Origin of the sequence: Streptomyces sp. NPDC048590 (assembly GCF_043199535.1) — a bacterium.
Lineage (GTDB): Bacteria > Actinomycetota > Actinomycetes > Streptomycetales > Streptomycetaceae > Streptomyces.
Genome location: NZ_JBICWC010000017.1, coordinates 1 through 15,011, shown reverse-complemented (window position 1 = coordinate 15,011; position 15,011 = coordinate 1). Strand labels below are relative to the sequence as shown.

General features: G+C 72.1%; 13 protein-coding genes. 8 read left to right on the top strand and 5 right to left on the bottom strand.

Features of this window, described 5'->3' with window-relative positions; genetic code table 11:
* The first annotated feature begins 15 nt into the window (after window positions 1-15).
* Entirely contained in the window at window positions 16-261 is a 246-nt protein-coding gene (locus ACGFNN_RS33255) for a hypothetical protein (protein WP_393561591.1), read from the top strand.
* A 223-nt stretch (window positions 262-484) separates the two neighbouring features.
* Here the strand turns inward: ACGFNN_RS33255 and ACGFNN_RS33250 are convergent, their stop codons facing one another.
* On the bottom strand, window positions 485-1,051 hold the full coding sequence (locus ACGFNN_RS33250) for a Uma2 family endonuclease (RefSeq protein ID WP_393561589.1): 567 nt from the start codon (window positions 1,049-1,051) through the stop codon (window positions 485-487).
* Window positions 1,052-1,223: 172 nt separating this feature from the next.
* Here ACGFNN_RS33250 and ACGFNN_RS33245 point away from each other — a divergent pair, with 172 nt between their 5' ends.
* Window positions 1,224-3,242 (top strand): thioredoxin domain-containing protein, encoded by a 2,019-nt coding sequence (locus ACGFNN_RS33245; RefSeq protein ID WP_393561587.1) that lies wholly within the window; start codon window positions 1,224-1,226, stop codon window positions 3,240-3,242.
* A 53-nt stretch (window positions 3,243-3,295) separates the two neighbouring features.
* On the opposite strand, the gene ACGFNN_RS33240 is transcribed toward ACGFNN_RS33245, so the two are convergent.
* Window positions 3,296-3,979: a hemolysin III family protein gene (locus ACGFNN_RS33240; RefSeq protein ID WP_362538929.1), complete on the bottom strand. Its 684-nt coding sequence runs from the start codon at window positions 3,977-3,979 to the stop codon at window positions 3,296-3,298.
* A 206-nt stretch (window positions 3,980-4,185) separates the two neighbouring features.
* Between ACGFNN_RS33240 and ACGFNN_RS33235 the strand changes: the two genes are divergently transcribed.
* The gene (locus ACGFNN_RS33235; protein ID WP_393561585.1) at window positions 4,186-6,012 is read left to right on the top strand and encodes a phosphoenolpyruvate carboxykinase (GTP); all 1,827 of its coding nucleotides are present in this window, start codon (window positions 4,186-4,188) and stop codon (window positions 6,010-6,012) included.
* 188 nt (window positions 6,013-6,200) lie between these two features.
* On the opposite strand, the gene ACGFNN_RS33230 is transcribed toward ACGFNN_RS33235, so the two are convergent.
* The 3 genes from ACGFNN_RS33230 to ACGFNN_RS33220 all read right to left on the bottom strand — a co-directional run bounded on the left by ACGFNN_RS33230 (window position 6,201) and on the right by ACGFNN_RS33220 (window position 8,961).
* Window positions 6,201-6,602, bottom strand: coding sequence for a hypothetical protein (locus ACGFNN_RS33230; protein WP_393561583.1), 402 nt, complete (start codon window positions 6,600-6,602; stop codon window positions 6,201-6,203).
* A gap of 82 nt (window positions 6,603-6,684) precedes the next feature.
* On the bottom strand, window positions 6,685-7,896 hold the full coding sequence (locus ACGFNN_RS33225; RefSeq protein ID WP_362538935.1) for a pyridoxal phosphate-dependent aminotransferase: 1,212 nt from the start codon (window positions 7,894-7,896) through the stop codon (window positions 6,685-6,687).
* Window positions 7,897-8,142: 246 nt separating this feature from the next.
* A complete protein-coding gene (locus ACGFNN_RS33220; protein WP_393561581.1) occupies window positions 8,143-8,961 on the bottom strand; it encodes an arylamine N-acetyltransferase in 819 nt (272 codons plus the stop codon).
* 346 nt (window positions 8,962-9,307) lie between these two features.
* Between ACGFNN_RS33220 and ACGFNN_RS33215 the strand changes: the two genes are divergently transcribed.
* The 5 genes from ACGFNN_RS33215 (at window position 9,308) to ACGFNN_RS33195 (ending at window position 14,900) form a co-directional block, all read left to right on the top strand.
* Window positions 9,308-12,520, top strand: a complete 3,213-nt coding sequence (locus tag ACGFNN_RS33215) for an amino acid adenylation domain-containing protein (protein WP_393561579.1) — start codon at window positions 9,308-9,310, stop codon at window positions 12,518-12,520.
* A gap of 64 nt (window positions 12,521-12,584) precedes the next feature.
* Window positions 12,585-12,791, top strand: a complete 207-nt coding sequence (locus tag ACGFNN_RS33210) for an MbtH family protein (RefSeq protein ID WP_393561577.1) — start codon at window positions 12,585-12,587, stop codon at window positions 12,789-12,791.
* Window positions 12,788-13,063, top strand: a complete 276-nt coding sequence (locus ACGFNN_RS33205) for a phosphopantetheine-binding protein (RefSeq protein ID WP_362538943.1) — start codon at window positions 12,788-12,790, stop codon at window positions 13,061-13,063. The genes ACGFNN_RS33210 and ACGFNN_RS33205 overlap by 4 nt, the downstream gene beginning before the upstream one ends.
* Window positions 13,060-14,499 carry a condensation domain-containing protein gene (locus tag ACGFNN_RS33200; RefSeq protein ID WP_393561574.1) on the top strand — a complete coding sequence of 480 codons (1,440 nt, stop codon included), beginning with the start codon at window positions 13,060-13,062 and terminating at the stop codon, window positions 14,497-14,499. Before ACGFNN_RS33205 ends, ACGFNN_RS33200 begins: the two co-directional genes overlap by 4 nt.
* 77 nt (window positions 14,500-14,576) lie before the next feature.
* Entirely contained in the window at window positions 14,577-14,900 is a 324-nt protein-coding gene (locus ACGFNN_RS33195) for a hypothetical protein (RefSeq protein WP_393561572.1), read from the top strand.
* Window positions 14,901-15,011 lie beyond the last annotated feature (111 nt).

Sequence of the window (15,011 nt, the reverse complement as noted above, 5' to 3'; positions counted from 1 at the left end):
CGACCTCTTGTCGGGGTGGGGAGAGGATCTGACGTCCTCTGGGTCGCCACCGGCGCCCCCGAGGTTGCCGACACCGAGACGGCGGGCGGGCGGCTGCGGCAGGGGCCCGGTGACCGGTCCTGCCGCTGTGGACTGGGGCCGCCGCTGGAACTGGTGCCGGTGCGGCGGGCCGCGTTCGGGCTGCCGGTGAACGGGGTGGCGATCGTCGGTCTCCAGCGGAGGAGCAGCCCGGACAGCCGGCGCTCCCTCCGGGCTTGCTGATGCTGCGGGCCGGTATTCACCGCTGCCAGGTCAGCCTGTCGCCGTCGAACGTCCACTGCCGGGCAGACAGGCGGCGGCTCCGCCGTGGAACCGGTTCACCCTTGCCGGCACAGGGCAGTGGATCTGCCGCCAACGCTCGCACGTGGTGGCGCCAAGGCTTCCCCTCTGCCGGGCCGGACTCGCTTTCGCGCAGCAGCGCTGTGCGCGGCGACTTTTCCGTTCTCTACATGTCCCCAAGATCCACCGTGATGGAGAAGGGTGCGGCGGCCTTCACGGTTCCGGTGAACACCTCGCCGTCCCGGTAGGCCTTGGTGGCAGGGTCGAGGACGTACGTATAGATGATCGGGACACCGGTGGCAGCCTGCTCGATGCGCCAGTAGAAGGGGATGCCCGCCTTGGCGTACTGGTCCACCTTCACGATCCGGTCCGTTGTCTCCGAGCCGGGCGACACCACCTCGACGACCAGGAGTACATGCTCGGGGCGGGTGGGTGTGACGTCGATGGTCTCCGCCCGGTACACGGTGACGTCCGGACGGCGGTTGGTGAGGGGAACGTCCTGCAGGCGGATATCGAAGTCCGTGTCCGCGTTCCAGTCCGGGCCCGCAGCTGCGTCCAGGGCGTTGGCCAGGATGCGGGCCAGCCGGTTGTGGCGCTTGGAAGCGCTCGGGCTTACGACGACCATCCCGTCCACGATCTCGATGCCGGCGCACTGCTCCTCGGTCCAGGAGTCGTACTGCTCCGCGCTGATCTGGGTGTGCATCCACGCGGGCGCCACCATCTCGGTGGTCATGGTGTGCCTCCTTCGAGGAGCCTCAGCAGTCCCGGTGCTGCTGGAGCCAGCCTACTGTCCGGCTCTGCCGCGCTGCCCGGTATCAGCAGTGCCCACCCGTGCCACCTGCCCGTTCGCACCGCGCCCCGTGGCGCAGCCGCGTCGCGGATACGGGTGCGCGAGGATGGGGCGCATGGCCAACCGACTTGCGCAGACCACCTCCCCGTACCTGCTCCAGCACGCCGACAATCCCGTCGACTGGTGGCCCTGGTCGCCCGAGGCGTTCGAGGAGGCCAGGAAGCGGGATGTGCCCGTGCTGCTCAGCGTCGGATACGCCTCCTGCCACTGGTGCCACGTCATGGCACACGAGTCCTTCGAGGATCCGGAGCTCGCCGACTACCTCAACGCCCACTTCGTGCCGGTGAAGGTCGACCGCGAGGAGCGGCCCGACGTCGACGCCGTCTACATGGAGGCCGTGCAGGCCGCCACCGGCCAGGGCGGCTGGCCGATGACCGTCTTCCTCACGCCCGAGCGCGAGCCGTTCTACTTCGGTACCTACTTCCCGCCGGAGTCGCGCCACGGCATGCCCTCGTTCCACCAGGTCCTCGAAGGGGTCACGGCCGCATGGGGGGACCGCCGCGAGGAGGTCGCCGAGGTGGCCGGGCGCATCGTCCGCGATCTCGCGGGACGGTCGCTGGCCGTCGAGGGAGGGGGGCTCCCCGGCGAACAGGAGCTGGCACAGGCGCTGCTCGGGCTGACCCGGGACTACGACGAGAAGCACGGCGGCTTCGGGGGCGCGCCCAAGTTCCCGCCGTCCATGGTCATCGAGTTCCTGCTGCGCCACCACGCCCGCACCGGCGCCGAGGGCGCCCTGCAGATGGCCGCCGACAGCTGTGCCGCCATGGCGCGCGGCGGGATCTACGACCAGCTCGCGGGCGGGTTCGCCCGCTACTCGGTGGACCGGGAGTGGGTGGTCCCGCACTTCGAGAAGATGCTCTACGATAACGCCCTGCTCTGTCGCGTCTACGCCCATCTCTGGCGGGCCACCGGCTCGGACCTGGCCCGCAGGGTCGCGCTGGAGACCGCCGACTTCATGGTGCGTGAGCTGCGGACCGCCGAGGGCGGTTACGCCTCCGCGCTGGACGCGGACAGCGCGGACGCCACCGGTAAGCACGTCGAGGGCGCGTTCTACGTCTGGACCCCCGACCAGCTGCGTGAGGTGCTCGGCGAGGAGGACGGCGCGTTCGCCGCCGCGTACTTCGGGGTGACCGAGGATGGCACCTTCGAGGAGGGATCCTCCGTACTGCGGTTCACGGGAACGGCGGATGAGGACCCGGCGAGGGTCGCCGACGTACGGGCGAGGCTGCTGGCCGCGCGTGAGCAGCGGGTGCGCCCCGAGCGCGACGACAAGATCGTCGCCGCGTGGAACGGCCTGGCCGTCGCCGCGCTCGCGGAGACCGGGGCGTACTTCGACCGGCCGGATCTCGTCGAGCGGGCCACCGAGGCCGCCGACCTGCTGGTGCGGGTGCACATGGGCGACACCGCCCGCCTCTGCCGCACCTCCAGGGACGGCGTCGCGGGCGACAGCGTCGGTGTCCTGGAGGACTACGGTGACGTCGCCGAGGGCTTCCTCGCGCTGGCCTCGGTCACCGGCGAGGGCGCCTGGCTGGACTTCGCCGGCTTCCTGCTCGACATCGTGCTGGAGCGGTTCACCGGTGAGGGCGGGCAGCTGTACGACACCGCCGACGACGCCGAGCAGCTGATCCGGCGCCCGCAGGACCCCACCGACAGCGCGACCCCGGCCGGCTGGACGGCCGCCGCCGGAGCACTGCTCTCCTACGCCGCGCACACCGGATCGGAGGCCCACCGCACGGCGGCGGAAGGTGCCCTCGGGATCGTGGGCGCCTTGGGACCGAAGGCTCCCCGCTTCATCGGCTGGGGGCTGGCGGTCGCCGAGGCGCTGCTGGACGGCCCCCGTGAGGTGGCCGTCGCCGGGCCGGTCGGCGGGGAACTGCACCGGACGGCGCTGCTGGGGCGCGCCCCGGGCGCGGTCGTCGCGGCCGGGGAGAGGGCGGACGCCGGGACCGAGTTCCCGCTGCTGGTGGACCGGCCGCTGGTGGGCGGCGAGCCCACGGCGTACGTCTGCCGGCACTTCGTGTGCGACGCGCCCACGGTCGACCCGGCGGAGCTGGCCGTGAAGCTGGGCGGCTGAGAACGGCTGCGGGCCGCCCCTCCGAAGGGGCGGCCCGCACGGGTTCCGGGGTCTCAGTGCTGGTAGGCGACCAGCGAGATGCCCACGTAGTGCACGATGAACGCCGCGAGGGTCAGCGAGTGGAACACCTCGTGGAAGCCGAAGAGGCGCGGTGAGGGGTTCGGGCGCTTCAGGCCGTAGATCACACCCCCGGCGCTGTAGAGCAGGCCGCCGACGACGACCAGGACCAGCACCGCGATGCCCCCGGCGCGCATGAAGTCCGGCAGGAAGAACACCGCAGCCCAGCCCATGGCGATGTAGCACGGGGTGTAGAGCCAGCGCGGGGCGCCGACCCAGAACACCCGGAAGGCGATGCCCGCCGCCGCGGCACCCCAGACCGCCCACATGAGCGGCTGGCTCGTGGACTCCGGCAGCAGCAGGAGGGTCAGCGGCGTGTAGGTGCCCGCGATGATCAGGAAGATGTTCGCGTGGTCGAGCCGGCGCAGCACGGCCTCGCCCCGGGGGCCCCAGGTCCCGCGGTGGTAGACGGCGCTCACCCCGAAGAGCAGGCAGGCGCTGAGTATGTACACGGCGCAGGCGATCCGTGCCCGGGTGCTGTCGGTGAGCGCGATCAGCGTGATCCCGGCGACGACCACCGCGGGGAACATGCCGGCGTGGAGCCAGCCGCGCATCCGTGGCTTGACCGGGACGGGGTCCGTGAGCTCGACGGGTCCGGACGCGGCGGTCTCTGAAGTCATATCGGCATGCTACCTACGCTTCCGTAGGTAACCGATTCGAGTGGCGATGCTCACGTGTGCGGCCCTCTGGACAGATGGGCAAGATGGTCGGATGATCAAATGAGTGCGGTCGGCACCGGATGAGCGCCTGGGGAAACGAAGGGGTCAGCATCCGGGCCGCAGCCCCCACGGGGCCGGACAACACACCCTCTTCACAAGGAGCGATCGTGGCGCGAGACATCGCGGCTCCCCTCACTGTCCCCACTCGCCACCAGGAGCTCGTCTCCTGGGTCGACGAGATCGCCGCCCTCACGCAGCCGGACCGCGTGGTCTGGTGCGACGGCTCGGAGGCCGAGTACGAGCGCCTGTGCGGGGAGCTCGTCGCCAAGGGCACCTTCACGGAACTCGACCCGGTCAAGCGTCCCAACTCCTACTACGCCGCCTCCGACCCGAGCGATGTCGCCCGCGTCGAGGACCGGACCTACATCTGCTCCGAGAAGGAGGAGGACGCGGGCCCCACCAACCACTGGAAGGCGCCCGCCGAGATGCGGGAGATCTTCGCGGGGGAGAACGGCGTCTTCCGCGGCTCCATGCGCGGCCGCACGATGTACGTCGTCCCGTTCTGCATGGGCCCCGTCGGCTCGCCGCTCTCCGCGATCGGAGTGGAGATCACCGACTCCGCGTACGTCGCCGTCTCCATGCGGACGATGACGCGCATGGGCCAGGAGGTCCTGGACGAGCTCGGAGCCGACGGCTTCTTCGTCAAGGCCGTCCACACCCTCGGCGCCCCCCTGGCCGAGGGCGAGGCCGACGTCCCGTGGCCCTGCAACTCCACCAAGTACATCTCGCACTTCCCCGAGGACCGCGAGATCTGGTCCTTCGGTTCCGGCTACGGCGGCAACGCCCTGCTCGGCAAGAAGTGCTACGCGCTGCGCATCGCCTCGGTCATGGCGCGGGACGAGGGCTGGCTCGCCGAGCACATGCTCATCCTCAAGCTCACGCCGCCGCACGGTGAGTCGAAGTACGTCGCCGCCGCGTTCCCCAGCGCCTGCGGCAAGACCAACCTGGCCATGCTGGAGCCCACGATCTCCGGCTGGACGGTCGAGACCATCGGTGACGACATCGCCTGGATGCGGTTCGGCGAGGACGGCCGGCTGTACGCCATCAACCCCGAGGCCGGGTTCTTCGGTGTCGCGCCCGGCACCGGCGAGCACACCAACGCCAACGCGATGAAGACCATGTGGGGCAACTCCGTCTTCACCAACGTGGCGCTCACCGACGACGGTGACGTGTGGTGGGAGGGCATGACCGAGGAGAGCCCCGCGCACCTCACGGACTGGAAGGGCAACGACTGGACCCCCGAGTCCGGCACGCCCGCGGCCCACCCCAACGCCCGCTTCACCGTCCCGGCCGGGCAGTGCCCGATCATCGCGCCCGAGTGGGAGGACCCGAAGGGCGTGCCGATCTCGGCCATCCTCTTCGGCGGCCGCCGCGCCTCCGCCGTCCCGCTGGTCACCGAGTCGTTCAACTGGCAGCACGGCGTCTTCCTGGGCGCGAACGTCGCCTCCGAGAAGACCGCCGCCGCCGAGGGCAAGGTCGGCGAGCTGCGCCGCGACCCGTTCGCCATGCTGCCGTTCTGCGGCTACAACATGGGCGACTACATGAAGCACTGGGTCGAGGTCGGTGCCGACAAGGCCGACCAGTCGAAGCTGCCGAAGATCTACTACGTGAACTGGTTCCGCAAGAACGACGCGGGCAAGTTCGTCTGGCCCGGCTTCGGTGAGAACAGCCGCGTCCTCAAGTGGATCGTCGAGCGCCTGGAGGGCAAGGCGGAAGGCGTCGAGAGCCCGATCGGCATCCTGCCGGCCAAGGGGTCGATCGACACCGCGGGCCTGGACCTCTCGGAGTCCGACCTCGACTTCCTGCTCACCGTGGACAAGGAGGTCTGGCGCGAGGAGGCCGCGCTGATCCCCGAGCACCTGAACACCTTCGGCGACCACACCCCGAAGGAGCTGTGGGACGAGTACCGCGCGCTGGTCCGGCGCCTGGGCTGAGCCCTCCCGGTCCCCGCGGGCGGGCCGTCACGACTTCCGCCCTGACCTGTGGGGTCCGGGCGGCCCACCGCGGCGCGGCACCCGGAGCCCCCTCATGGCTCCGGGTGCCGCACTTTCTCCCGGAGGAGCGGTTCGGAGGGTGGTTGGCACCCGGTCCACGGATCGCGGCGACCCGTGGACCGGGGCCGTCAGGGGGCGCCGACCAGGGCGGCCGGCCTGGTGGGCGATGCGGCCAGGGCCGCGGTGTGGGTGTCCATGGTCTCCGCCGCCAGGATCGCCACGGCGGTGTCGGCACGGGACGCGGCCACCACGAGGGCCCGGCCGGCGAGCGCGTGGGCGCGGCGGTGCAGGGTGGCCGCGGGCGCCTCGCTCCGTCCGGCGTGACGGGCGGGGGGAGTCGAGCGGAGTCTGGCCACCTGCTCGGCGATGCGGTCGCCCTGGGCGGTGAGGCCCAGTTCGTCCGTGACGGCGAGCAGGGCCGCGAGGTGGCCGGCGAGCTGGATGTCCAGCTCGTCCTCACGGCTGCGGTGCGGGAAATCGGCGTCGTCGGCCGATGTGTGGACCGACTTGGTGCGGATCGGCTCGTACATGGAGGGCCTCCTGATGATGCAGTAAGCCCATCCTATCTTGGATCGTGTCTAAAGTTGCCTCGGGTCCGGAATCTCGGTCCGATCAGGGCTGGCTGTAGCCGTCTAGGAAGTTTCCGATGCGGGTCACCGCGTCCGTCAGGTCCTGGACCGGAGGCAGGGTGACCACCCGGAAGTGATCGGGGTCGGGCCAGTTGAAGCCCGTGCCCTGCACCACCATGATCTTCTCGGCCCGGAGCAGGTCGAGGACCATCTGCCGGTCGTCCTTGATCTTGAAGACCTTGGGGTCGAGCCTCGGGAAGAGATACAGCGCCCCCTTCGGCTTCACGCACGTCACCCCGGGGATCTGGGTCAGCAGGTCGTACGCGACGTCGCGCTGCTCCAGGATCCGGCCGCCCGGAAGCACCAGCTCGTTGATCGACTGCCGTCCGCCGAGCGCGGTGGCGACCGCGTGCTGGGCGGGCATGTTGGCGCACAGCCGCATGTTGGCCAGGACCGTCAGACCCTCGATGTACGAGGAGGCGTGCGCCTTTGGCCCGCAGACCGCCAGCCAGCCGGAGCGGTATCCCGCGATCCGGTAGTTCTTGGAGAGCCCGTTGAAGGTGAGCACCATGAGGTCCGGGGCGATGGCGGCCGTCGGGGTGTGCGTCGCACCGTCGTAGAGGATCCGGTCGTAGATCTCGTCCGAGCAGACGACCAGGTTGTGGCGGCGGGCGATCTCCGTCAGCCCGCGCAGCATCTCGTCGTCGTAGACCGCGCCCGTGGGGTTGTTCGGGTTGATGATCACGATCGCCTTGGTGCGGTCGGTGATCTTCCGCTCGATGTCGGCGAGGTCGGGCATCCAGTCGGCCTGCTCGTCGCACCGGTAGTGCACCGCCGTACCGCCGGCCAGCGAGACCGACGCGGTCCACAGCGGGTAGTCCGGTGCGGGGACGAGGACCTCGTCGCCGTCGTCCAGCAGCGCCTGCATCGACATCTGGATCAGCTCGGAGACGCCGTTGCCGAGGTAGATGTCCTCGACGTCGAGGTCGATCCCCTTGGTCTGGTAGTGCTGCATCACAGCGCGGCGCGCGGAGAGCAGGCCCTTGGCGTCGCCGTATCCGTGCGCTCCGGAGAGGTTGCGCAGGATGTCCTCGAGGATCTCCGGCGGGCACTCGAAACCGAAGGCCGCCGGGTTGCCCGTGTTCAGCTTGAGGATGCGATGGCCTGCGGTTTCGAGCCGCATCGCTTCCTCGAGGACGGGGCCGCGGATTTCGTAACAGACGCCGGCGAGCTTCGTGGACTGGATGACCTGCATGTCTGCGAGCTTACGGCCGTGTTTCGCGCGGTGCCCCCGGGTCGGCCTCCGGTTGCTCCCTCCGTGGGCGCCCGGAGGTCCGTCGGCTCTTCCATCGGCATGCCGCCCCGGGCCCGGACCGTGGGAACGTCCGGTCGGGGCGGCGCCGCGGCTTGGAATGCGGGCGTGCGGCCCGGGACGGGTGAGATGCGCCACGCGGGGGCGCCTCCGCCGGGCGCGCGCCCCTCGCGGAGGGGGCCGCTCCGCTCAGCCCGGCAGGACCGTCCCCCCGGGAAGGCGTACGCCGAAGTCCTCGGCCAGCACCCGCAGCACCTCCTCCGGACCTGACAGCTCCCGCTCCTCGACCGTGCCGTCGTCGGCGGTCACGGTCAGCGTCCGCCCCGACAGGGCCAGGTGCCGTCCCGGCCGGGTGCGCTGGGCGTACACCGCCTGCCGGAAGGGGGAGCGCGGGTTCGTCGCGATGTGCCAGTTGATCACGTCGAAGTCCGGGGCCTCGAAGGGCTCCAGGGTGAACTCGTACTGCGGCTCCCAGTAGCCGCCCTTGCCGGCCTGGAGCTCCCACAGCTCCAGCGGCCCGTCGTGCGGGGCGTGCACCAGCCGGTGGCGGCGCGGGGTGTCGAGCAGTTCGGCGTCCACCACCAGGGGGATCGGCTCCAGCAGGGCGCCGTGCGAGCCGAAACCCACATCGGCGATCCACGGGGTGGCCTCTCCCTCGACGTCCACCCGCAGCAGCATGTGCGTACGGGGCCGGATGTCGCCGGGGGCGGCGCCCACCACGACCCGCGCGGCGAGCAGCGTGACCCGGAAGCCGAGCTGGGTCAGGGCGGCGGCCAGCAGGGTGTTCTGCTCGTAGCAGTAGCCGCCGCGCCCACCGCGGACGATCTTCTCCTCCAGGTCCGCGACCGCGAGGGACGGGGCGCCGTCCAGGAGGGGCTCCAGATTCTCGAACGGGATGCCCAGCATGTGGGCGCGGTGCACGGACCGCAGTACCTCCACGGTGGGGCGCGGGTCCGCCTCCACCGGCCGGCCGATGCGGGCGAGGTACGCGTCGAGGTCGAGTGTCATACCCCGACCCTACGCAGACGCCCGGCTGCTCGACGTGGACCGTGGCGGCGCCGGGGGAGGGGGTGGGCCCATGGGCGCTTCAGGTGTGGCGGAGTTGAGCGCTCCACCCGGTGCGGAGTGTTCAACTCCGTTGATGTGTGCGTGCGTTGCATTGACTTGCCTGTGAGGTGTTCATAGCATCCACACGTTCGAGACCGTGAGATGGCCGGAATTCGTCGTCCGGGCGGCCCGGCGCATCGTGCGGCGCGGCCGCGCCCCGCCGCCTTCCGTCCGCTCGGCGTGACCGCACGAATCGTCACGCGGCGTCCCGGGGCACCGGGCCTCCGGGGGACGCAGAGGGAGCCCGATGAGTACGCCGGCTGTCGGATCGGTTCTGACCCATGGCCAGAAGAGGCTCTGGTTCCTCGACCGGATGGAGCCCGGGGACCCCTCCTACAACATCCCCCTCGTGCTGCGGCTCACCGGTCCCCTGGACCCGGCGGTACTGGGATCCGCCGTCGATGCCGTGGTGGCCCGCCACGAGACGCTGCGGACCCGCTTCCCCGACGAGGACGGGCGCCCGCTCGCCGTCGTCTCCGACCCGGCCGCCGTCCCCGTCGAGCACCTCGATCTGCGGGGGTCAGGACACCGGCTGCCCGACGAGTTGGCCGCCCGCACCAACCGTGGCTTCGACCTCGGGCGAGGGCCCCTGCTGCGGGTCTCACTGATCCGCACGGCGCAGACCGAACACGTCCTGTGCGTGGTCCTGCACCACATCGTCGCGGACGGCTGGTCCCTCAACATCCTGAGGGACGAACTTGCCGCCCACTACGGCGCGTACCGGGCGGGACGCGACGCCGACCTGCCCGCACCCCCGTCCTACCTGGCGCACGCGGCCGCCCGGGAGCAGGAGGAGGACGGCCCCGAGGAACGCGAGTCCCTCGCCTATTGGCAGGAACGCCTCGCCGACGCCCCCGCACTCGATCTTCCCCTGGAACACCCCCGGCCGGCGCGGCCGTCCACGCACGGCGCCTTCCACACCCAGGTGCTGACCGGCGCGGGCCCCGTCGTGGACGCGCTGGCCAGGACCCGCAGATGCACCCCCTTCATGGTGCTGCTCGCCGCCTACCAGGCGGTGCTGCACCGCGTCACCGGCCAGGACGACTTCTGCGTCGGGGTCCCCACCGCCGGGCGGGGGGACCAGGGCACCGAACAGATCATCGGCTACTTCTCGCGCACCCTGGTGCTCCGGTCCGACCTGTCCGGAGCACCGACCTTCGCCGGCCTCCTGCGGCGCGTCCGCGGCGCCGCCCTCGGGGCCTTCACCCACGAACGGATCCCCTTCGAGAAGCTCGCCGAATCGCTGCGGCTGGACCGCGACCCGGAGCGCACCCCGCTGTTCCAGACGATGCTGACCGTCCACACCCAGGACGCGGGCCTGCTGGACGACGCGCCCTTCGCCGACCTCAGGTGCACCGAACTGGACCCGGGGATGGAGGCCTGCAAGTTCGACCTCACCCTGGACGTGCGGCGGGACGGCGACGACGTCGTCGCCGTCTTCGGCTACCGCACCGACCTCCTTGACGCGGCCTGGACGGCACGGCTCGGCCACTGGTTCGAGACCCTGCTGCGCGCCGCCGCGGCCGACCCCGACACCCCCGTCAACCGGCTGCCCATGCAGAACCCGGCGGAACTCGCCGCCCTGGAGGAGGCGGGACGGGGGCCGGCGACCCCGGAGGGACCCGCCACCGTGCTCGCCGCGATCCGCGACGCCGTGGACCGCGACCCCGAGGCCACCGCGCTGCGGGGGAGCACGGGCTCACTCGACTACGCCTCCCTCTGGGCCCGGTCGGGCGGGCTCGCGCGACGGCTGGCCGCCGAGGGCGTGCGGCGGGGCGACACCGTCGGGATCCTGCTGCCCCGGGGCCCGCAGGCCGTCGTGGCCATGCTCGCCTCCTGGCGGGCGGGCGCCGCCTATCTGCCGCTCGACCCCGGATATCCCGCCGCCCGGCTCGCCTTCATGGTGGCGGACAGCGGCGCCCGGACCGTCCTGACCTCGCGGGACGCCGCCGGAGACGCCGCCCCGGCCCTGGACGGCGTACGGATCCTGGACGTGGCCGAACCCGGGCCGCCGGACAGTCCCGACGGGCCGGACCCCGACGCGCCAGGCCCCGAGGACACCGCGTACGTCGTCCACACCTCGGGCTCCACCGGCACCCCCAAGGGCGTGCTCGTGCCCCACCGCGCCCTCGCCGAGCGGGTCCGCTGGATGCGTGAGGGGTACGGGATCACGCGGGACGACACCGTGCTGCACTGCGCCTCCCTCAGCTTCGACACCTGCGCCGAGGAGCTCTTCCCGGCGCTGTCGGCCGGAGCCACGCTGGTGGTCGCCGACGCCGACGGGGACCTGCCCGGCCAGCTCACCCGCGAGCACGCGCACGGCATCACCGTCATGGACCTGCCGACCCCGTACTGGCACCAGCTGGTCGGCGACCTGTCCGCCGTGGCCTGGCCCCCCGCCCTGCGGCTGCTGATCCTGGGCGCCGACCAGGTCCAGGCGGCGGCCGTGGCCACCTGGCGCGAGAGGTTCGGCGACCGCGTACGGGTCGTCAACTCCTACGGCCCGACCGAGACCACGGTCATCGCGACGACCGCGGACCTCGGCGAGGCCGACACCCGGGTCCGCCCGCCCATCGGGACACCCATCGGCGGCGTCACGGCGACGGTCTGCGACCCGTACGGAGAACCCGTCCCGGCAGGGACCCCCGGCGAGCTGGTCATCGGCGGGCCCGGGGTCGCCCACGGCTACGGCGGCCGCCCCGGAGCCACCGCACGCTCCTTCGTCCCCGACCCCTACGGCCCGCCGGGATCCCGCCGCTACCGCACCGGCGACCTCGTCCGCCGACGCCGCGACGGCGCACTGGAGTTCCTCGGCCGCCTGGACGGCCAGGTCAAGGTACGCGGTTACCGGATCGAACCGGGGGAGATCGAGGAGGCCCTGCTCAAGCAGCCGGGCGTCGCCGAGGCGGCCGTCGTCGCCCGGGGCGACACCCTGGTCGGTTACGTCGTCCTCTCGCCCACGGCCCCGGCCCCCGAGCCGACCCCGGCCGGTCTCCGGACCGCGCTGGCCGGTCTGCTCCCCGGACACCTGGTGCCCAACGCGCTGCTCGTCCTCGACAGCCTGCCGCTCACCCCCAACGGCAAGCTCGACCGTGCGGCGCTCCCCGCCCCGGACCACCGCCCGGAACTGCGCGAGGCCTACGTCGCCCCGAGGACCGAGGCCGAGGAACTCGTCGCCGACATCTGGCGCGAGGTGCTCGGCATCGACCGCGTCGGGGCGCTGGACGACTTCTTCGACCTCGGAGGCCACTCGCTGCTCGCGACCCGGGTCATCGCCCGGATCCGCGCTTCCGCCGAGCTCACCGTCCCGCTGCGCACCCTCTTCACCCACCGCACCGTCGAGAGCTTCGCCGAGGCCGTCGAGGAGGCCCTCGTCGCGGAGATCGACGCGCTGTCGGAGGAGGAGGCCGCCGGACTCCTGGCCGCCGGCGGCGCCACGGGGGAAGGCGCCGGCTCATGAGCTTCACCGGGGCCTCCAGGGCCCTCGCGGCCGGCCGTACCACCGACCTCAGCGAGGAGAACCAGTGACCACAGCAGCCCGCTACCAGGTGGTGGTCAACGACGAGGAGCAGCACGCCCTGTGGCCCGCCGGCTCCCCGCCGCCCGCCGGATGGCGGCCCGACGGATTCAGCGGGACCGAGGACGAGTGCGCCGCCCACGTCGACGAGGTCTGGCCCGACATCAGGCCACTGAGCCTGCGCGACGGCCTGGCGGAACGGGGGCCGCGATGACCGCCGCACCGTCCGCGGAGGACACCCGCACCCGGGTCGCCCGGCTGATCAGCGACGCCACCGAGGGGCAGATCGGACCGGACGAGATCCTCGACGCCGATGTCACCCTCCTCGAACTGGGGGTCGGCTCACTGGCGATCCTGCGGCTGGCGGACGCGCTGGAGGAGGAGTTCGGCATCGAACTCGACCTGGGCGGACCGTCCTTCCGCACGGAGAGCCTGGACACCCTGACGGCCCGGATCCTGGGTCCGGACGCGGGGCGGACACCATGAGCGTCCTGGCGGACGCCCGGGTGATCGAGGTGGACTTCTCGGGCGACCGCGCGGGAACAGCACCCCTCACCTGGGGGCAGCGGGCCATGTGGAACGCCATCGCCAGGACCGCGCCGAACGACGTCTACTTCAACATCGGCCGCATCCTCCCCCTGGGCGAACGGGGGCGGGTCACCGAACTCCCCGCGCTCACCTCCGCGCTCGCGGCCCTGATGGGCCGCCACGAGGCCCTGCGTACCGTGGTCGGCCGGGGACCCGACGGCCCCTGCCAGTCGCTGGCCGACACGGGGCGGCTGCGCCTCGCCGTGGTCGAGGAGCCCCGGCCGGACCGTACCGCCGACACCGCGGCACGCCTGCTGGAGGAACTCAGGACGACCCGGTTCGACTACGAGGGGGAGTGGCCGCTGCGGGCCGCCGCCGTGTGCCATCAGGGGCGGGTCACCCACGCGGCGCTAGTCCTGTGCCACCTCGCCTCCGACGGCCAGGGCGCCGAGCACGTCGTACGGGACCTCCGGCTGCTGGTCAGGCGGGGCTCCGCAGGCCCGCGACCGCCGGCCGGTCCGCTGGACCTGGCCACCGCCCAGCACGCGCCCGCCGGTGTACGCCGCAGCGAACGGGCCCTGGCCCACTGGGAGACCTTCTACCGGACCATGCCGCCGACGATGCTCCCCCGTCAGGTCGCCGAACCGCGCGCACCCCGGTTCTGGAGCGGCCGCCTGGTCTCCGGGGCGCTGGCCGCCGCGACCGACGTACTCGCCGCGGAACACCGGGTCAGCGGCTCGACGATCCTGATGACGGGGATGGCCGCCCTCGTCGCGGCCGAGGGCGGGCACCAGGTGGCGGCGATGATGCCCATCGTCGGCAACCGGACCGCCACGGACCGGCAGGGCATGGTGGCGATGCTGTCCCAGGACGCGCCGTTCCTCCTCGACCTTTCCGGGGCCGAGCTCTTCACCGACCTGCTGCCCCGGGGCTGGGACGCCGCCATGGCCGGCTACCGCGCGGCCTCCTACGACCCCGTCGCCTGGGAGGCACTGCGCGAGAGGGTCGGCAGGGAGCGGGGTGCACCCGTGCACCCCTACTGCTGCTACAACGACCAGCGCTTCCACGAGCGCCCGCCGGCCCCGGGCCCACCGCCGGGGCCCGCGGAGCTCCGGAAGGCGCGGGAACGGTCGGAGTTCGACTTCCCGGCGACCGAGGACCAACTGGGCTGCCGCTACTGCGTCCACGTCACCGAGGAGCGGGGCACACTCGCCGTCATGCTGACCGCGGACACGGCGTACCTGCCCCCGGAGTCGATCCGGGCCCACCTGGAGGCACTGGAGGAAGTCGTCGTCGCCTCCGCCTGCGGAACCCCGCCACCGGTCGCGGAGCTGCCCGCCCTGCTGGGACGGGCGGCCGCCTCGCGACGCGCCGAGTCCGGCGCCGCGCGCTGAACCACGGGCGATTCGCCGAACCGCTGAAAAGGCTCAAATCCTGTGCTCGCGGTACGAGTTCCGGGCAGGCTGCCCGCATGATCGGAATCGGGAAGCAGGACATGGACGTGCTCGTGCTGCGGGACACTCCGGAGATCACCGAGTTGCTCAGCCGCGCGCTCGACACCGCGTCCGTCGCCGAACGCCCGGGGCTGGAGAGGGCCCTGGCGCTCGCCGCCGAGGCGGCCTCGGTGTCCGACGCGGAGATACGCAGCCGCTGGGTGCGGCGGCGGCTCGCGGCGGCCGGCTACAAGGGGCAGTTGGATTCGGTGGCAGCCATCAAGAAGCTGCGCCAGGCCGAGCCGGGGCTGTCCCTCCGTCAAGCGGTGGCGTACGCGCGTGAGGCGGCGGCGTCGGCCTAGCTGTATTGATCACGAGGTTGTTGACGCGGGGGTCTTGATCAAAGGCGAAGACCTCCGGTGTGGTGGAGCTGTCTAGGACTGCACCACACGGAGGTCTTCGTGTCCCACCGT